The following is a 17,412-nucleotide window of genomic DNA, read 5'->3' as shown; positions in this document are numbered from 1 at the left end:
TCAGGGCGGTTCAAGAGCCAGTCGGCGTGTCCGCTCCGGACCGGGACTCATTGCGAGGCTGCGACCTGCCCAACAGCACAGTCGCAAGCATGGGCAACAAGAGCACGGTGGTGGCGCCGGCGCCCACGAGCACCGACGCGCTCTCGGTCGACATCTCACCCGATGACACCGAGACCGAGGTCACCGCGACGATGATGGGCAGCCCGGTGGCGGCGAAGAGCGCCACCGCCGCGCCGACGCGAGTGTCGAAGCGGTCCTGGGGTGGCCCGAGAAAGCGGCTGGCGATGAACACGGGAAGGGCGCGGGCGATCAGGATGAGCGCGAGCACGGCCGCGAAGGCGCCGGGGTTGCGCCCGATGGCTCGTGGATCGATGGCCATTCCCGAGGTCACGAAGAACACGGGCACGAGCAGTCCGAAGGCGATGCCCTCGAGCCGCGCCTCGAACCTCTCGTCGCCGTCCGGGAGGGCCAGCCGGAGGATGAAGCCGGCTGCGAACGCAGCGAGCACGATGTCCAGGTCCAGTTCGTGCGCGACGAAGCTGAGGGTGACCAGCAGCAGGAGAGTCAGCCGAACTGGGGTTTGACTGGTCGACTCCGCCCCATGACGAATGTGCACGAGCAACCACGAGTTGCCACCGCGCAGCCGAAGCGACGGGATCGTCAGCAGGAGAGCCACCGCGGCGAAGACCAGCAGGATCAGGAGCGATGTCGTCGCGCCGCGGGTGCCCAGAAGCAGTGCCATGGCCACGACGGGCCCGAGCTCGCCGTACGCACCGTGGCGCAGGACCGACTCGCCCACCCGTCCTGTGGTCATGCCGGAGTCCTTGAGGATCGGCAGCAGGGTTCCCAGGGCGGTCGACGTCAGGGCGATGGCCAGGGCCACTTCTCCATCAACCACCCCCGCTGCAGCCAGCAAGGCGGTGAGGGCGAACGCCAGGCCGAGACACGTCAACCAGGTCAGACCCGCGCGTCGCCCGGCCCGCCCGATCAGCTCCGCAGGTTTGATCTCGAAGCCGGCCAGAAGGAACAGCATGCCCAGGCCGAGCTCGCTCAGCAGCTCGATGGGTGGGCCTTCGACGGCCAATGTGAGCCCGAACGGCCCGATCAGCATTCCGAGTCCGAGGAGAAGGACGACCTCCGGGACCAGGCGGCGTGGGATCAAGCCAGCGACGATGGGGGCCACGACGGCGACGATCGAGATCCAGAGCAGCGACTCGGCAACGGAAGGCATGCGATTCCTCTCCCCGGGACTCGGCCCTGGACTCCGTCGGCACGGTAGTTGGACGCCGGGGCCGCCCCCTCACCCACGATGGGCGATCTCCGGCCGTACGGTCAGCCCGTCCTGTTGACCACGACGAACGGGCAGGCGAAGGGGTCGCGGTCGCCGAGGCCGACACGGTTGAGGTGGCGGACGACGATGGCGTACGACTCCAGGAGGCCGGCCTCGGTGTAGGGGACGCCCTGCTCGGCGCAGTAGGCGCGGACGAGGGGCTGGGCGCGGCGGAGGCTGCTGCTCGGCATGCTCGGGAAGAGGTGGTGCTCGATCTGCAGGTTCAGGCCACCCATGAGCCAGTCGACCCAGCGCCCGCCGCGGATGTTGCGGGAGGTCAGGACCTGGCGGGAGAGGAAGTCGATCCTGGTGTCGCGCGGGACCAGCGGCATGCCCTTGTGGTTCGGGGCGAAGCTGGCGCCCATGTAGACCCCGAAGACGGCCAGCTGCACGCCCAGGAACGCCGCGCCGAGGCCGAGCCCCAGGGCCGAGCAGACCAGCACCGGCCAGCCGATCAGCCGCAGCGCGAGGAGCACTGCCTCCGTACGCCGATGCTTGAGGTCTCGGTCGCCGATCACGGTGCGGACGGCACCGACGTGGAGGTTGATGCCCTCGAGGGTCAGCAGCGGGAAGAACAGCCATCCCTGGCGGGCGGTGAGCCACCGCTTGAGCCCTGTACGTCGCTCGACGTCCTCGGGTGTGAACAGCAGGACCGAGGGGCGGATGTCCTCGTCCGCGTCGACCTTGTTCGGGTTGGCGTGGTGGCGGGTGTGCTTGCGCATCCACCAGCCGTAGCTCAGCCCGACGACCAGGTTGCCGAGGATGCGCGAGGCCCACTCGTTCTTCGGGCCCGAGGCGAAGATCTGACGGTGGGCGCCGTCGTGGGAGAGGAACGCCGTCTGGGTGAACAGCACCCCGAAGGCTGCCGCGACCAGCAGCTGCCACCAGGTCTGTCCGAGGGCGAGCAGGGCGATCAGCGCGAGCGCGAAGCCGGTGCCGAGGAGGGCCGCACGCCGGACGTACGTCCTCGGCGACCGCGCCAGGAGACCCTCCTGCCTGACCCGACTCATCAGCTCGGTGTAGGCGTTGACCTGACGGTGCGCCTGACCTGGGAGCGTGGTCATCGTGGTCACCGGCCCAGTCGGCGCAACCGCGCCATGGCCAGCGGCAGGCAGACCGCGATGATGGCGACCGGCCAGAGGACGGCCATGGTCAGCGCGTGCTCGCCGACCCAGGTGGTGGCCGGGGCGGCCATGTTGCCGAAGAGCTCGCGAGTGGCGATGACGGTGGAGGAGAGCGGGTTCCACTCGGCGGGGAGGGCGAGCCAGCCCGGCATCAGGTCGGTCGGCACGATCGTGTCGGCGACCATGGCGAGCGGGAAGACGAGCGCGAAGTACTTCATCGCCGCCTCGGGACCGCTGACCAGCAGGCCCAGCAGGATGCCGACCCAGGAGAAGGCCATCCGGAGGAGGACCAGGAGCCCGAGTGCGGCGATCACCGCTCCGAGGCCGAGATGGGCCTGCCAGCCGAACAACGTCCCCAGCGCCAGCAGGATGGTCAGCTCGAACACCGCCAGGATCATGTCGGCCATTGCTCGCCCGGCGAGCACCGCCACCGGCGACATGGGGAGGGATCTCATCCGGTCCAGCACCCCGCCACGTACGTCCTCGGCGACCGAGATCGTCGTGTTGCCGATGCCGAACGCCATCGTGAGCGCGAAGAGGCCGGGGAGCAGGAACTCGCGGTACTCCGCGCCCGGCACGTCCATCGCGACCCCGAATGCCTCGCCGAAGACGAAGCCGAACATGGCCACGGCCATCACCGGGATCATCAGGGTGCCGAGGAGCTCGTCGGGGCGGCGTACGAGATGGAGGAGGTGGCGCTTGGCCACGACCCAGGTGTCGACCGCCGCCCACGTGATGCGTGATCCGTGGGTCTCGGCGACACCGGCGACATCGGTCAGCGTGCTCATCTCAGGCCCCCTCGGTCAGCAGCAGGAACGCCTCGTCGAGGTCGCGGCCGCCGACGCTGGACTTCAGCTCGGCGGGCGACCCCTCGGCGACAACACGACCGCGGTCGACCATCGTGATGCGTGAACACAACCGGTCGGCCTCCTCCAGGTACTGGGTGGTCAGCAGCACGGTCGTGCCGGAGTCGGCCAGCTCCCGGACCGCGTCCCAGACCTCGAGGCGGCTGCGCGGGTCGAGGCCGGTGGTGGGCTCGTCGAGGAAGAGCACCCGCGGGCTGCGGATGAGGCTGACCGCGAGGTCGAGCCGCCTGCGCATGCCTCCGGAGTAACCCTTCACCGGGCGGCCTGCGGCCTCGACGAGGTCGAAACGCTCGAGCAACTCGTCCGCGCGGGCTCGTGCCTCCCGGGCCCGCATCCGGTGCAGACGGGCGAACATCTCCAGGTTCTGACGGCCACTCAGGATCCCGTCGACGGCGGCGTACTGTCCGGCGATCCCGATGCGCGCTCGCACGCCCGCCCGGTCACGGGCGACGTTGCGGCCGGCGACCCAGGCCTGGCCCGAGTCGAACGAGGCGAGGGTGGCCAGGATGCGTACGGTCGTGGTCTTGCCGGCGCCGTTGGGGCCGAGCAGGCCGTGGACGGTACCGGCGGGGACGGCGAGGTCGATGCCGTCCAGGGCGGCGCCGCGGCCGGGGTAGCTCTTGCGGAGTGCCTGGGTCCAGATGGCGGGTTCGTCGGTGATCATGCTGCTGCCTCCATGGCTGCGATGGATCGTGCGGGTCGGGGTGTGCGCGGGGTGGTGGTGAGGCCGGCCGGGGTCACCTCGTCGTAGCGGCCCAGAGCGATCCGGGCGATGTTGAGCAGCGACTCGCTGCCCTCGGCGTAGTAGCCGCAGTGGCCGGGGATGTCGCCGGTGCCGAACCGGGTCGCTCCGAGCTCGGGATGCAGCGGGCCGCGGCCCAGACCGAGGCGGCCGACCCGCACCTGCGGGACCAGCCGGATCCGGTCGGTCTCGCCGTACGCGGCCCAGAGCCGGGTGCGTGACCCGAGCTCCGAGCGGTGCACCACGCCCATCCCGGGGCTGCCCAGCGCGACGCAGTCCTCGGCGCGAGCACTGGCGAGAGAGAGCCCGGCGACCGTCGAGCCGTAGCTGTGGCCGACCAGGGTGAGGTGGGCGGCGCGCGGCAGGTAGTGGGTGAGGTTCGCCAGGTCCCGCGCGCCGGCGTAGGCGGGGCCGTTGGTGATCGCGTTGTACCACTCCGGCGGCGAGTGGTAGCCCAGCCAGACCACGACGGCCGACCGGCTCTCGGGCGCGGTCGCCTGCATCGTACGCAGCAGCAGCTGCCCACGTGAGCGCGGACTGTGGGCCTCGGTGCTGGTGAAGTAGTTGCCGAGGTGGTGGCCGTTGCCGGGCACCAGGACCGCGATGTGGTCGGCGGTCACGACGTCCCCGAAAGCCTCGACGACCCGTGCCCCTCCGGGAGGGTCGCAGGCGAGGAGGTTGGGTCCGATGGTTCCATCGGCCTCGTTGAGGCCGTATCTGAGCGGCGTCACAACTGTCATGGCTGTGACGGTAGGAATCAGGTCTCCCGCCGCGCGTCACTCCCGAGAGCCATTCGACCCCCTACCGGGGTAGTGCGGGATGCCCCCTAGACGAGCCTGTCGCTACGATCCTGGCCATGACAGAGGTCGCGGGAACGGTGTCGCGCGGGGGTGCGCGGATGCACGACCCCCGGGTGTGGGGGACCACGATCGGGGCGGTCGGCGCGACGGTGTTCGTGTTCGTCAACCGTGGGCTCCTGGACGGTGGCTGGCCGACCGCTGCGCTGGCCGCATGGGTCCTGGCGCTCACCGCGTACGTCTGGGCTGTCTTCGTGGTTCCCCGGCGGTTCACGCCCCCGGAGCAGGTGGGGCCGCTAGCCGGGCTCGTCTACCTCGCCGGGATTGCTTTCATGCTTCTCGGCATCTTCCTCGGCCGCAAGCTCCTGGGGGCCCAAGGACTCGAGGGGGCGGAGGGGGCGGTGATCGCCTTCTTCGTGGGGGCGCACTTCCTGCCGTACGCCCGAGCCTTCCACGCGCCGCTGTTCATCACGATCGGGGCGACCCTGATGACGATCGGCGCGGTCGGCCTCCTGCTCGCGGCGGTCTGGACGGTGACGGCGGGTGCGGCGGCCGCCGTGATCGCGGGACTCGCCATGCTGGGCATCATCGCCCTGGACGCGTGGCGCACCCGGCACGCTCGGTAGCCCGCCGACTTCTGGGACGCCACTAGACGTGCGGCGCGACCAGGCCGCTCTCGTAGGCGAAGACGACGGCCTGGGCGCGGTCGCGCAGGCCGAGCTTGCCGAGGATGCGGCTGACGTGGGTCTTCACGGTCTGCTCGGCGAGGAAGAGCTCGGCGGCGATCTCGCTGTTGGAGCTGCCGCGGGCGATGTTCTCGAGCACCTCGCGCTCGCGCTCGGTGAGCTGCTTGAGGCGCGGATCGGCGCGACGGCGGCGCGGTGCGCGGGCGAACTGCGCGATCACCTGCCGGGTCACCGACGGCGAGAGCAGCGCCTCGCCGGCGTGGACCACCCGGATCGCGGAGGCGAGCTCGTCGGGCGAGGCGTCCTTGAGCAGGAACCCGCTGGCGCCGAGACGGAGCGACTCGTGGACGTACTCGTCGGCGTCGAAGGTGGTCAGCATGACCACCTTGGTCTGTGCGGTGGCCGGGTTCTCGGAGAGCTGCCGGAGCGCCTCGATCCCGTCCATCACCGGCATCCGGACGTCCATCAGCACCACATCGGGATGCGTACGCCGCACCACCTGCAACGCCTCGGAGCCGTCGGCGGCGGTGCCGACCACCTCGATGTCCGGCTGGGTGCTGAGCAGCGCCACGAAGCCGGAGCGCACCATCTCCTGGTCGTCAACGACCACGATCTTCACCGTCACGGGGTCTTCCTACCGCGTTTGGCGGGCGTGTGCACGGCGGTTTGGACTGGGAGCCGGGCCTCGACGACGAACTCGCCGCCGTCGCCTGCTCCGGCGGTGAGGCTGCCACCGACGGCGCCCGCGCGCTCGCGCATGCCGATCAACCCATGACCACCGCCGGCGGCTTCTTTGTCGGAGGCCGGCGCGGCGCCGTCGAGAGCGTTCGCGACCCGGATCTCGAGGTCCTTCTCCCCCAACGTCAGATCGACGCCGACCGGCTCGCTGGGAGCGTGACGGCGGGCGTTGCTGAGCGCCTCCTGCACGATCCGGTAGGCCGCAGTGCCCACCTCCGGGGCCACCTCGGTGAGCTCCGGAAGCGCACCCCGCACCTCGACCCGCTGCCCGGTTCCGCGGGCAGACTCGAAGAGTTCGGCCAGCCCGTCGATGCCCGGCACCGGGACCCGGCCCGACTGACCCTCCTCCGTACGCAGCACGTCGAGCACCCCGCGCATCTGCCGCAGCGCCGAGGCCGCCAGGTCGGCGATCTCGGCGAACTCCGCCTCGGCCGCCGGGCTGACGTCGTCGACCCGGTGCGGCGCGGACCTGGCCTGCACGGTGATCAGCGACATGTTGTGGGCGATCACGTCGTGCAGCTCGCGGGCGATGCGGGCCTTCTCCTCGACGACCGAGCGCCGCTCGTGCTCCTCCTGCAAGGCGCTGCGGCTCTCGGCCAGCCTTCTGGCGACGGTGGCGAGGGCGCCCAGCAGCAGCGCGAGCGAGGCGAAGTTGGCCACCTCGACGACGGAGGTGACGAAGTCGTTCCAGGCCAGTCCGACCACGGCCAGGACCAGCCCGGCCGCGACCTGGATGCCCAGGGTGATCGCCGCCAGCCTCCACCCCGCGACCAGGGTCAGCACCAGCAGCACCAGCAGCTGGGTCAGCGTCGGCGGCGCCACCATCCACGGCCAGCCTTCCGGGCTCTGCCGCGCGACCGCCAGCGCGGCCACGGTGACCGCGATCAGGGAGAGCCCGGCCGCCTCCACCGGACGCCGGAGCGCCAACGGAATCGAGGCGGCGTGGGTGACCCCGATCAGCAGAGCGACCCCGCCCGCGACCTCGTAGGGGTCGGTGGTCAGGACCGCGGCCTCCACGATCCCGAGCACGGTCGCGGCGACGTACAACGCCAGACGACCGCGGCCGGGCCAGGTCTTCAGCATGTTTCAGTAATACCAGGGCAATGCGTGGCGCTTGCTCCGCACAACTCGTGCAAGCCGGGTGAACCGAGCGCCAGTGGCCTCCGTCTCTACGACTAGATGATTGATGCACGGCCCGATCTGGGGTTTCAGTGGTCGTAGGCGGTCAGCGACCGTAGGACAGGCGCGCCGATGCGGTCGTTGTGCCAGATCGATCCCGCCAGCGGTGAGGTCGGACTCGAAGACCTTGCCGTAGTAGCCCCTTGTCCGCCATCAGCGTCTGACGGCTCAACGAAGATCGGATCCGGACCGCCAGATCCGCCGGTAGTCGATCCAACATGGCGTCCAGGACCTCGCGTTCGTCGGCCTTGGCGCCGGTCAGCACCCAGGCGATCGGGAGCCCGTGGACGGTCGCGATCAGGTGCAGCCGTAGCCCCAGAAGTAGCGCGAGTGCGAGGCGCAATAGCCGTACTGGGCGACTCGAACACCCCACCATCGACGGCTGGCGGGTCGCAGCGAGCTCGGGTTGGGGGACCACCGCGTAGCTGGAGAGGGTGACGAGCGCGAAGATGCACAGGACCGAGAGGAAGCCGATGACCGTGGCCCGGCCGACGTCCTCACGTCGCTTCGCATATCGGGAGTAGACGCTGGCACCCTCGATGCCGATGAACACGAAGGTCGTGATCAACATGGTGTTGCGGATCTACTCGTTCAGCGAGCCGAGGTCGCCGTAGCCGTAGGCCGTCCAGTTGTCGGCGAAGACGCCGGCGTCGAAGTAGACGAACATCACCACGATGAAGACCAGGATCGAGACGATCTTGAAGACCGTGACGATCTGGTTGATCACTGCCGCGTCGCGCACACGCGCGCGATCAGGTAGTGGAAAGTCCACACGCCGACAGTGGCGAGAGCGACCGCCAGCACCGTGTCACCGTCGCCGAAGCCGTCAAAGAAGGCACCGAGGGTGGCGCCGATGAACACCCAGTAGAAGGTGTTGCCGGCGATCGAGCTCGCCCAGAAGCCGATCGCGGAGTTGAAGCCGGCGTAGTCACCGAACCCGGCCTTGGATGAAGACCCCCGAGTCGAGCTCGGGCTTGCGGATCGCGAGGTTCTGGAAGACGAAGGCCAGCATCAGCATGCCCGTGCCCGCGAGCGCCCAAGCGATCAGTGAGCCCAGGATGCCCGTCGCGACACCGAAGCGCGAGGAAGCGAGAACACACCCGCCCCGACCATGCTGCCCACCACCATCGCGGTCAGCGTGGGCATGCTCATCTTCGCGACGGCACCGCCCGTGGCCGTCTCGTCCTTGTGAGTGCTCATTCCGTCTCCTCCGGGTCCGCGGTGGGCTCAACGTTCTCGATCTTGAAGCCGGTGATCCCGTATAGCACGCTCAGCGCAGGGCTGGCGTAGCAGAACACTGCGTAGGGCAGGTAGAGGAGGGTGGAGACCCCCAAGGTGGCGCCCATGAAGGCACCGCAGGAGTTCCACGGCACCAACGGAGAGGTCACCGTCCCACTGTCGGCAGCGAGACGCGACAGATTGGTGGGAGCCAGCCCGCGGCGGGCGAACTCGGCGCGGAAGATCCGGCTCGGCAGGACCAGTGCGATGTATTGATCACCAGCGACGACGTTGAGTCCGAATCCGCACGCGAAGACCGTGACGTAGAGGCGCCCGGTGCTCTTCGCGGCTGTGATCATCGGGTGCACGAGTCGGTTGATCAGCCCGAACTCCTCGAGCATCGCTCCGAAGGTCACCGCACCGACGATCAGCCAGATCGTCAGCAGCATGCTGTCCATGCCGCCGCGAGAGAGCAGCCGGTCGACGTCGGGGATCCCGGAGCTCATTGAGAACCCGTTGGCCATGGCGGCCCAGACGGCCTTGAGGGACTCGACGAGCGAACTGCCGCTGCCGCTGACGAAGTCGGCGTACACGTCGGGCTGGAGGAATGCGCCGAGGGCGCCCGCGAAGAGCGTCGCCGCGAGGAGTGCGAGAGACGCCGGGACCCTGCGGATCGACAGGAAGGCGAGCAGCGCCAGCGGCAACAGCGCCAGCGGCGTGATGTTGAAGATCTGATTGAGCTTGTCGAGGTCAGACGTGGTCTCGGCGTCGGTCACCGTGTCGGGGCCGGTCAGGCTCAGGAGCAGAAACACGACGAAGGCGACGACGAACGCCGGGATCGATGTCCACACCTGACGCCTGATGTGCTCGTACACGTCGACCTTGACCATCTGTGCGGCCAGGATCGTCGTCTCGGAGAGCGGTGACGTCTTGTCCCCGAGGTAGGCGCCCGAGATGACCGCGCCTGCGGTGATAGCCGGGGAGACACCGATCAACGACGCGATGCCGACCAGCCCGACGCCGATCGTCGCCGCCGTCGTCCACGAACTGCCGATGCTGAGCGCCACAATGGCGCAGATCAGCGCCGTGGCTGCGTAGTACCAGTCCGGCGAGAGGACCTGGATGCCGTAGTAGACGAGCGTCGGGATGGTTCCGCTGAGGTTCCAGACCCCGATCAGGGCGCCGACCGCAAAAAGGATGAAGATCGCGCTGGTAACCGACCCCAGGGCCCCTCGGCCCGCCTCCTGGACCGCCGGGAACGAGTGACCATTCTTCATCGCGACCAGCGCGGCGACCGCACAGCACAGCACCAACGCCACCTGGATCGGTCCGTCGAGCGCATCGAGGCCGAACAGCGCCAGTGCCCCCGCGATCAGCACTGCCAGCGCCCCCAGCGGCAGCAGCGCGTCAGCCAACGACGGCTCGCGAAATCCCGGAGCCACCCCCGATTGCTCCACAGTGGCTCCAATGGATGCAGTGGCGACCGGCCCCTGCGGCTCGGTTGCGCGTGACTGGCAGTTTGGTCAGCCCATCGAAGACCCAGCGCAAGGTCGTCCGCATCACCCGATAAGGGTGACCTCCCGCAGGCAGGTCTCCTGCGGCCCCCGGGACTCTGGACCACTTGAACATTTCGGGAGCCACCTGGATATGACAGCATCCGCAGATGAGCCAAACCACCGGATCTGCGCGACTTCCGGAGCAGCGTGCCCTTCGCGAGTCGATCCTCGCTTCGGCTGTGCTCGGCGCCGTTGCCCTCATCTGGGGAGTTGTCGCCGAGTCGAGCGTGCTGATCTTCGACGGCATCTACATGGTCCTGGGCATCGTCCTCTCCGGGCTGTCGCTGCTGGCGGCCTCGGCGGCGCGCGCTGCGCCGACCCAGAGGTTCCCGTTCGGGAAGAAGGCCGCGACCCCCCTCGCCATCGGGGTCCAGGGCGCTGCCCTGTTCGGCACCTTGCTGTATGCGGCGACGGATGCGGTGGCGGCGATCCGCGGAGGTGGCACCGATGTGGCGCCCGAGACCGTCCTCGCCTACGGAGTGGTCTCGGGAGTCGTGTCGTTGTTCGTCGTGTGGCGGCTACGGCGGCTGTCCGGCTCCGAGCTGGTCATGGCCGAGGTGTCCCAGTGGAGAGCGGGAACTCTCCTCAGCGGGGTGATCGCCACGGGCGGGGCAGTCGCGCTCTGGCTGGACGGCGGCGCCTGGGAAGACGCGGCCGACTACGCCGACCCGGTGCTCGTCCTGATCGCGTGCGCGCTGATCGCGCCAGTCCCTTTCCGGCTGCTCAGGTCTGCCGGGCTCGAGCTCCTCGAGGGCGCCCCACCGCCGGTCATCCAGACGGAGATCGCGGCAGCGGTGGGTGAGGTGCGCGCCGCCTTCGGCCTCCCAGACCCCTATGTCGCAGCCACCAAGCTCGGTGGCCGGCTCTATCTCGAGGTGGTCTTCGTGGTGGAGCCAGGTTGGGAGGTGGCCGAGGAGGACGCCGTGCGTCACGCCATCATCGACCGGCTCGCGCCGCTCGGCTACGACGTCTGGGCCAATGTGGAGCTCACGACCGACGTCGACCTAGCCGAGTGACTTCACGATGGTGCATGATCCAACGAGCGGGCGGACGCCGGGATCTGGCTGATGAAGACATTGTCGGAGATGGATCTCCTCGCGGCCCTGGACCGCCTGATCCCCGCCTACAGCCCCGGGCCCGACTTCGCCGCGGTCGCTGCGCGCATGGGGCGGGTCATTCCTTGGGAGTACGACTTCAAGTTCGATGCCCAACTGAACCGAACTGCGGGACTTCCCGACCTCAGATCGTTCTGGCACGACAACGCCTGACCGAGCGCACCGCCAGGAACGCGGCGTCCCGAGCAAGGTGGATCTGGTGACGACGGAACCCGATCCAGCCGCTCGAAGAGTGGTCACTTTGGGCTCTCCCGAGCGGCTCCGGCGGGCCCAAATCGACCACTCCTCACCAGCGGATGTGGTGGACTACCCGCCGTGTTGTTCCTGATCCTGATCGTGATCGCCCTGCTCGCCGTCCCCGTGAGCTTCATTGCGTACGGCGCCCTCACCGTCCGCGGGCAGCGACGGGCCCTGGCAACGTTCCGGGCGACGGCGCATGCCTATTTCACCCGGCCGCAGATGGGGATGTGGAAGCTCTCGGCGACGATCCTCGTGGTGAGTCCGGACGAGGTCTCAGTCTGGAAGAGCGGCCCGGGGCAGCCGACGCGCCTGCTCACGCTTCCCGGTCGGGGCGCGACCGTCGCGGCAGCCGAGGTCAGGATCAACGCCGCGAGGGTCGTCGAGGGGTTCGTCATCACCTCCGCCGACGGCCAGAGCGTCCCTCTCACCCTCTGGCCGGAGCCGACCATGGGCGTCGCGAAGCCGCACACCGGTGCGCTGCTCGTTCAGACGATCGACGAGATCCGAAGTCTCCTCGGCTGATCGCCGCGGCCACCGCTGGCGCGTTACCGGCCCACCGCGGCCTTGTCCTCGTCCTGCGTCCGGATCGTGCCTTCACCGGATTCGATCCGGCCCTTGAGGCTGACGGTGATGTAGTGGGTCCAGGCGTCGTAGCAGACGTCGAAGCACTCGTCGCCGCGCGCGAGTCCCTCGTGGGTGAAGGTCACGCGGGTCTGCCCGCTGTCCCGGACGATGTCGAACCGCCCGGTCGTACCGATCCACTCCTTCTTGTCGGCGATGAAGTCGAGGTAGCCGTCGGTGAACTCCCACACGACGCGCTCGCCCGGGACCAGCTCCTTGACGAGCTGCTTGGAGTAGTGGATATCCGGCACCAGGTAGTACCACTCGGCACCGACCTGGTCGGTGGGCCCGGCGATGTGGTGCCCCCACCAGGAACGTACGTCGTTGATGGCTTCGTACGCCTCCTGAGGCGTGGCGTCGACGGTGAAGGTTGCGGTCAGGTCGCTCATGGCTGTCCCCTTGGAATCGGCTGTGACTTGCATCATGCAAGCACCACCGTAGACACAGGCACTTTCATCATGCAAGTGATTTGCTAGAGTCGTCCCGTGCTCGGAAAGACGTACGACGGCCAGATCTGCTCCATCGCCCGCTCCTTGGAGATCGTGGGCGAGCGCTGGACGCTGCTGATCCTGCGGGACGCGATATTCGCCGGCGTCACGCGGTACGGCGACTTCCAGCACAACCTCGGCATCTCCACGAACATCCTGAAGACGCGCCTCGCCACCCTCGTCGAGACCGGCCTGATGACGCGCGACGACGCGGGCGACTACCGGCCGACCGCGAAGGCTCAGGGCCTGCGGCCGGCGCTGATCGCTCTCACCGAATGGGGCGACACGTGGTTCGCCCCCGACGGGCGACCGATCGACTACCTGCACGCCGACTGCGGCGAGCGGGTCCACCTCGACACCCGGTGCGAGCAGCACGGGCAGATTCCCCCCGATCAGGCCGTGGTGCGACCCGGCCCAGGCATGCCCGCGGAATACCTCGCCGCTCGACGGCCGGTTCGAGACCGATAACGTCTCGGCGACCCACGTCGACTCACCGTGCCCGCCGCGGTTCACGCGGCGGGCGCGGTGTGCCATGGGGTCAGGCGTCGACGAGCTCTCGGTCGCTGGTCTCGCCGAGCCGGACCAGGGAGAACACGCTCAGCAGGCAGAACGCTGCGATGACCGTGGAGAGCATGACGGTGCTGGCGCCGGCCTTCTGCAGCGAGGCGAAGAGGAGCGGCGAGAGGCCCGCGCCCATGCCGGCGAGCTGGTAGCCGAGCGAGGCACCCGTGTAGCGCGACGAGGTCTTGAAGACCTCGCTCATCAGCGCGGCGAGGGGCCCGTAGAAGGCGGCATGGATGACCGACTGGCCCAGGACCACCGCGAGCACCAGGAGCGCGACACTGCCGCTGTCGAGCATCGGGAAGAGCAGGTACGCGAAGACCGCGGTCGCGACGGCGGCAGTGAGGACCACAGGCCGGCGGCCGACCCGGTCGGTGAGCGCCGACCAGCCGATGATGCCGATGACCGCGCCGGCCGACGAGACCGTAAGCGCGTTGAGCACTGTCGGACGCTCGAAGCCGGCCCCGAGGGCGTAGCTGATCAGGAAGGTGGTCAGCGTGCCCTGCACGACGAAGGCGCCGAGCCCGACACCGACGGCCAGCAGGAGCGTACGCGGGTGGTTGCGGAGGACGTCGAGCAGCGGCGTACGCGCCTCTGCCTTCTTCTCCTTCATCGCCTCGAAGGCGGGCGACTCGGTCACGCTGAGGCGGATCCACAGGCCGACCGCGAGCAGGACGATGCTCAGCAGGAACGGCACCCGCCAGCCCCACGCGGTGAACTGCTCGGGCGTGGTGACCGACGCCATCACCGCCATCACCGCGGTCGAGAGGACCATGCCGGCCGGGGCGCCGGCGTTGGTGAACGAGGCCCACAGCCCACGCCGGGAGGTGGCGTGCTCGGCGGTGATCAGCACCGCACCGCCCCACTCGCCGCCGATCGCGACGCCCTGGATGACCCGGAGCAGGACGAGGAGAACCGGCGCGGCCGCACCGATCTGGCCGTACGTCGGCAGGCAGCCGATCAGGAAGCTGACGACACCCATGATCAGCATGGTCAGGACCAGCATCTTCTTCCGGCCGAGCCGGTCGCCGAAGTGGCCGAAGATCACGCCGCCGAGCGGGCGCGCCAGGTAGCCGGCGGCGAAGGTGCCGAAGGACGCGATCGTTCCCGTCACCGGGTCGAGGTTGGAGAAGAAGACCTCGTTGAAGACCACGGCCGAGGCGGTGGAGTAGAGCAGGAAGTCGTAGTACTCGATCAAGCTGCCCGTGAAGCTGCTGGCGACGATCCGGCCCATCTTCGTACGTGGACCGGTCGTGCTACCGCCGGAGGTGAGGGTCATTGGGGGCTCCATTCAGGATTCCTGTTTATCAGGATTCCTGTCAATTCTGGGTGATGCACGTCACGCCTGTCAAGGAGCCCCCACGACCGGTCTAGAAGGTGAGCACCGGTTTCACCGTGGCGCCCGAGACCATGTCGCCGACGGCCGTCTGGATGTCCTCGAACGGGTAGCGCCGGACCAACCGGTCCAGCGGCATCCGGCCGTCGGCGACCAGTCGCGCCAGCGCCGGGATGAGCGTGCGGGTCTCGGCGTCGCCGAGGGTCAGCCCCGTCACCCGCTTGCCGGGCAGCATCGCGTTCACGTCGATCCCCACCTCGGTGCCGAACGGCGGCGCCCCGACGATGACCGCGGTGCCGCGGGCACGCAGGGCGTCGACGCCCTGGCGGAGTACGCCGGTGTTGCCGGTCGTCTCGACGACGCCGTCCGCGCCGCCGCCCGTCAGGTCCGTCAGCGCCGAGGTCAGGTCGTCGACCTGGCCGGCGTCGATGACGTCGGTCGCCCCCAGCTCGCGGGCCAGCTCGAGCCGCTCGGCCACCCTGTCCACCGCGATGATGCGGGTGGCCGGGGTCAGGCGTGCTGCCATCACCGCCGACAGGCCGACGGCGCCCGCGCCGAGGACCACCACCGAGGACCCTGGGCGCGGCGCGAGCACGTTCCAGACCGCACCGACCCCGGTCTGCACCCCGCACCCGAGCGGCGCGAGCAGGGTCAGGTCGGCCTCCGGGTCGACGCGTACGGCGCTGCGCTCGTCGACGACGGCGAGGCGGGAGAAGGAGGACTGACCGAAGAAGTGGCCACCGATCGGCTCTCCCTTCCTCTGCACCGGCGAGACCCCGTCCATGCGGGCACCGCCGATGAGGTTGGCAGGAAGCCAGATGTCGCAGTAGGCCGGATGGCCGTCGCGGCACTGGGCGCAGGTCCCGCAGGAGCTGAACGACAGCAGCACCTGGTCGCCGGGTACGAGGCTGCGTACCCCGGATCCGACCTCCTCGACCACACCGGCGCCCTCGTGCCCGAGCACACCCGGGAGCGGGAACGGGAGTCCGCCACTCGCCACGCCGAGGTCGGTGTGGCAGAGCCCGGCGGCGACCATCCGCACCAGGATCTCGTCGGGACGGAGCGCGTCTAGCTCGACGTCTCCGATGGTGAACGGGGCGCCGGCGGACTCGACCACCGCCGCCTGGGTCGTGGTGCTCACGACTCCTCCTGAGGGGTCGGCGGAAGGGAGATGACGACGGATCGGACCTTCGTGTACGCCTCGAGTGCCTCCGGGCCGTACTCGCGGCCGAAGCCGGACTGCTTGACACCGCCGAACGGCACCGCGGGGTCGAGCATCGCCCAGTCGTTGACCCAGACGATGCCGGCCTCCAGCCTGCCCGCGACCCGGTGCGCGCGGGTGAGGTCCCGGGTGTGCAGCCCGGCGGCCAGCCCATACGCCGTGGAGTTGGCGAGCGCGACGGCCTCGTCCTCGTCCGCGAACGACTGCACCGTGAGGACCGGCCCGAAGACCTCCTCGTTGACGACGCGTGAGTCCGCGGGCAGCCCGGTGATCACCGTCGGCGCGTAGTAGAACCCGTCGGCGAGGTCACCGCCGAGCTCCGGACGCTCCCCGCCGGCGACGATCTGGCCGCCCTCCTGGCGGGCCAGGGCGACGTACTCCTCGACCTTCTTGCGGTGCTGGTCGCCGGCCATCGGGCCGATGACCGTCGCTGGGTCGCGCGGATCGCCGAGCGGTACGCCCGGGACGGCGTGCCGGAGGATGTCGACCACCGTGTCGTGGATCTCCGCGGCGACGAGCAGCCGCGGTCCGGCCATGCAGAACTGACCGGTGTTGAAGACGAAGGCCTTGATCACGGCGCCCACGGCGATCTCGATGTCGGCGTCGGCGAAGACCAGGTGCGCGCCGTTGCCGCCGAGCTCCATGGTGACCGGCTTCAGGTGCTCGCCCGCGACGCTCGCGGCCCGGCGGCCCACGGCCGTCGACCCGGTGAACGCGATCTTGTCGACGCCGGGGTGACGCAGCAAGGCGTCGCCGGCCTCCGGACCGGTCCCGGTCACGACGTTGAGTACGCCCTCAGGCACCCCGGCATCAGCAAGGAGCCGCGCCATGAACAGCGCACTGAGCGGGGTGTCGTCGGCCGGCTTGTGCACGACGGTGTTGCCGGCCGCCAGGGCGGCCGCGATCTTGCTGCTGGACAGGACCAGCGGGAAGTTGAACGGGGTGATGGCACCGACCACGCCCAGGGGCTCGCGCCGGGTATAGGCGAGGGCAGCGATGGGCGTGTCCCGCACGGACCCGTCGAGGGTCTGCGCCAGCGCGGAGCAGTACTCGTACTGCTGGGCCGCGGTCTCGACGTCGACGTGTCGGGCCAGGGTCACGGGCTTCCCGACGTCTCGGCTCTCGAGCTCGACCAGCTCGTCGGCACGCTCGCGGATCAGGTCCGCGACACGGTGCAGGATGCGGGCGCGGTCGCGGCCGCTCATCCGTGGCCACGGCCCGGTGTCGAAGGCCTCCCGGGCGGCGGCCACCGCGGCGGCTACGTCGGCGGCGTCGCCCGCAGGCACGCTGGTCAGCACCTTGCCCGTGCTGGGGTCGGTGACGTCCATCCGGCGGCCGCTCACCGAGTCGGTCGACCGGCCGCCGATGAAGAGCTGCTGGTCCTCGTACGTGGCGGGCATGTCAGAGCCCCTTGCCGCGGTGCGTCCCGACCGCCGGCCGAGGGTCGTAGACGGGTCTGGGACGGCCGGTGGGGGCGCTGGCGAGGATCCGGCCCATCTGCGTCCGTGGGCCGGCCGGGCATCTGCCGGCGGGGGTGAGGGTCATTGCGGGCTCCATTCAGGATTCCTGTTTATCAGGATTCCTGTCAATACT

General features: G+C 69.5%; 21 protein-coding genes and 2 pseudogenes. 5 read left to right on the top strand and 18 right to left on the bottom strand.

Annotation, left to right across the window (positions count from 1 at the left end; all coding sequences use genetic code 11):
- Window positions 1-10: 10 nt before the first annotated feature.
- The 5 genes from ABZU72_RS03870 to ABZU72_RS03850 all read right to left on the bottom strand — a co-directional run bounded on the left by ABZU72_RS03870 (window position 11) and on the right by ABZU72_RS03850 (window position 4,802).
- Window positions 11-1,231, bottom strand: coding sequence for a cation:proton antiporter (locus ABZU72_RS03870; protein WP_355017589.1), 1,221 nt, complete (start codon window positions 1,229-1,231; stop codon window positions 11-13).
- A 101-nt stretch (window positions 1,232-1,332) separates the two neighbouring features.
- A complete protein-coding gene (locus tag ABZU72_RS03865) occupies window positions 1,333-2,394 on the bottom strand; it encodes an acyl-CoA desaturase (protein WP_355017588.1) in 1,062 nt (353 codons plus the stop codon).
- Between the two features lie 5 nt (window positions 2,395-2,399).
- Window positions 2,400-3,242 (bottom strand): ABC transporter permease, encoded by an 843-nt coding sequence (locus ABZU72_RS03860; protein WP_355017587.1) that lies wholly within the window; start codon window positions 3,240-3,242, stop codon window positions 2,400-2,402.
- Window position 3,243: 1 nt separating this feature from the next.
- Window positions 3,244-3,984: an ATP-binding cassette domain-containing protein gene (locus tag ABZU72_RS03855; protein WP_355017586.1), complete on the bottom strand. Its 741-nt coding sequence runs from the start codon at window positions 3,982-3,984 to the stop codon at window positions 3,244-3,246.
- Window positions 3,981-4,802 (bottom strand): alpha/beta hydrolase, encoded by an 822-nt coding sequence (locus ABZU72_RS03850; RefSeq protein ID WP_355017585.1) that lies wholly within the window; start codon window positions 4,800-4,802, stop codon window positions 3,981-3,983. Before ABZU72_RS03850 ends, ABZU72_RS03855 begins: the two co-directional genes overlap by 4 nt.
- A gap of 116 nt (window positions 4,803-4,918) precedes the next feature.
- On the opposite strand from ABZU72_RS03850, the gene ABZU72_RS03845 reads away from it, so the two are divergent.
- On the top strand, window positions 4,919-5,485 hold the full coding sequence (locus ABZU72_RS03845; protein ID WP_355017584.1) for a hypothetical protein: 567 nt from the start codon (window positions 4,919-4,921) through the stop codon (window positions 5,483-5,485).
- Between the two features lie 22 nt (window positions 5,486-5,507).
- Here ABZU72_RS03845 and ABZU72_RS03840 read toward each other — a convergent pair whose 3' ends face one another.
- From ABZU72_RS03840 to nhaC, 8 genes and pseudogenes are all read right to left on the bottom strand, one after another.
- Window positions 5,508-6,170 carry a response regulator transcription factor gene (locus ABZU72_RS03840; protein WP_355017583.1) on the bottom strand — a complete coding sequence of 221 codons (663 nt, stop codon included), beginning with the start codon at window positions 6,168-6,170 and terminating at the stop codon, window positions 5,508-5,510.
- Window positions 6,167-7,366 (bottom strand): histidine kinase, encoded by a 1,200-nt coding sequence (locus ABZU72_RS03835; RefSeq protein WP_355017582.1) that lies wholly within the window; start codon window positions 7,364-7,366, stop codon window positions 6,167-6,169. Before ABZU72_RS03835 ends, ABZU72_RS03840 begins: the two co-directional genes overlap by 4 nt.
- A gap of 355 nt (window positions 7,367-7,721) precedes the next feature.
- A pseudogene (locus tag ABZU72_RS03830) lies at window positions 7,722-7,819 on the bottom strand (IS982 family transposase); the annotation flags it as partial.
- A gap of 76 nt (window positions 7,820-7,895) precedes the next feature.
- A pseudogene (locus tag ABZU72_RS03825) lies at window positions 7,896-8,033 on the bottom strand (amino acid permease); the annotation flags it as partial.
- 12 nt (window positions 8,034-8,045) lie between these two features.
- Window positions 8,046-8,204, bottom strand: a complete 159-nt coding sequence (locus ABZU72_RS03820) for a hypothetical protein (RefSeq protein WP_355017581.1) — start codon at window positions 8,202-8,204, stop codon at window positions 8,046-8,048.
- Window positions 8,186-8,323: a hypothetical protein gene (locus tag ABZU72_RS03815; RefSeq protein WP_355017580.1), complete on the bottom strand. Its 138-nt coding sequence runs from the start codon at window positions 8,321-8,323 to the stop codon at window positions 8,186-8,188. The genes ABZU72_RS03820 and ABZU72_RS03815 overlap by 19 nt, the downstream gene beginning before the upstream one ends.
- 183 nt (window positions 8,324-8,506) lie before the next feature.
- Window positions 8,507-8,662 (bottom strand): hypothetical protein, encoded by a 156-nt coding sequence (locus tag ABZU72_RS03810; RefSeq protein ID WP_355017579.1) that lies wholly within the window; start codon window positions 8,660-8,662, stop codon window positions 8,507-8,509.
- Entirely contained in the window at window positions 8,659-10,137 is a 1,479-nt protein-coding gene (gene nhaC / locus ABZU72_RS03805) for a Na+/H+ antiporter NhaC (protein WP_355017578.1), read from the bottom strand. The genes ABZU72_RS03810 and nhaC overlap by 4 nt, the downstream gene beginning before the upstream one ends.
- A 206-nt stretch (window positions 10,138-10,343) precedes the next feature.
- Between nhaC and ABZU72_RS03800 the strand changes: the two genes are divergently transcribed.
- From ABZU72_RS03800 to ABZU72_RS03790, 3 genes are all read left to right on the top strand, one after another.
- Complete coding sequence (locus ABZU72_RS03800; protein ID WP_355017577.1) at window positions 10,344-11,252, top strand: cation diffusion facilitator family transporter; 909 nt, start codon at window positions 10,344-10,346, stop codon at window positions 11,250-11,252.
- A gap of 69 nt (window positions 11,253-11,321) precedes the next feature.
- A complete protein-coding gene (locus ABZU72_RS03795; protein ID WP_355017576.1) occupies window positions 11,322-11,504 on the top strand; it encodes a hypothetical protein in 183 nt (60 codons plus the stop codon).
- Window positions 11,505-11,666: 162 nt separating this feature from the next.
- A complete protein-coding gene (locus tag ABZU72_RS03790; protein WP_355017575.1) occupies window positions 11,667-12,113 on the top strand; it encodes a hypothetical protein in 447 nt (148 codons plus the stop codon).
- 23 nt (window positions 12,114-12,136) lie between these two features.
- Here the strand turns inward: ABZU72_RS03790 and ABZU72_RS03785 are convergent, their stop codons facing one another.
- The gene (locus ABZU72_RS03785; protein WP_355017574.1) at window positions 12,137-12,601 is read right to left on the bottom strand and encodes an SRPBCC domain-containing protein; all 465 of its coding nucleotides are present in this window, start codon (window positions 12,599-12,601) and stop codon (window positions 12,137-12,139) included.
- Window positions 12,602-12,697: 96 nt separating this feature from the next.
- Between ABZU72_RS03785 and ABZU72_RS03780 the strand changes: the two genes are divergently transcribed.
- Complete coding sequence (locus ABZU72_RS03780) at window positions 12,698-13,168, top strand: helix-turn-helix domain-containing protein (RefSeq protein ID WP_355017573.1); 471 nt, start codon at window positions 12,698-12,700, stop codon at window positions 13,166-13,168.
- Window positions 13,169-13,238: 70 nt separating this feature from the next.
- Here the strand turns inward: ABZU72_RS03780 and ABZU72_RS03775 are convergent, their stop codons facing one another.
- From ABZU72_RS03775 to ABZU72_RS03760, 4 genes are all read right to left on the bottom strand, one after another.
- Window positions 13,239-14,540 carry an MFS transporter gene (locus ABZU72_RS03775; RefSeq protein ID WP_355017572.1) on the bottom strand — a complete coding sequence of 434 codons (1,302 nt, stop codon included), beginning with the start codon at window positions 14,538-14,540 and terminating at the stop codon, window positions 13,239-13,241.
- Between the two features lie 91 nt (window positions 14,541-14,631).
- Window positions 14,632-15,738, bottom strand: a complete 1,107-nt coding sequence (locus ABZU72_RS03770) for an NAD(P)-dependent alcohol dehydrogenase (protein WP_355017571.1) — start codon at window positions 15,736-15,738, stop codon at window positions 14,632-14,634.
- On the bottom strand, window positions 15,735-17,219 hold the full coding sequence (locus ABZU72_RS03765; RefSeq protein WP_355017570.1) for an aldehyde dehydrogenase family protein: 1,485 nt from the start codon (window positions 17,217-17,219) through the stop codon (window positions 15,735-15,737). The genes ABZU72_RS03770 and ABZU72_RS03765 overlap by 4 nt, the downstream gene beginning before the upstream one ends.
- Window position 17,220: 1 nt before the next feature.
- Entirely contained in the window at window positions 17,221-17,364 is a 144-nt protein-coding gene (locus ABZU72_RS03760) for a hypothetical protein (RefSeq protein ID WP_355017569.1), read from the bottom strand.
- Between the last annotated feature and the right edge of the window lie 48 nt (window positions 17,365-17,412).

The organism is Nocardioides sp. NPDC004968, assembly GCF_040608935.1.
In the GTDB taxonomy this organism is placed as follows: Bacteria; Actinomycetota; Actinomycetes; order Propionibacteriales; family Nocardioidaceae; genus Nocardioides.
Note: the sequence above shows the minus strand (reverse complement) of the source record. Positions and strands in the feature narration are given on the sequence as shown.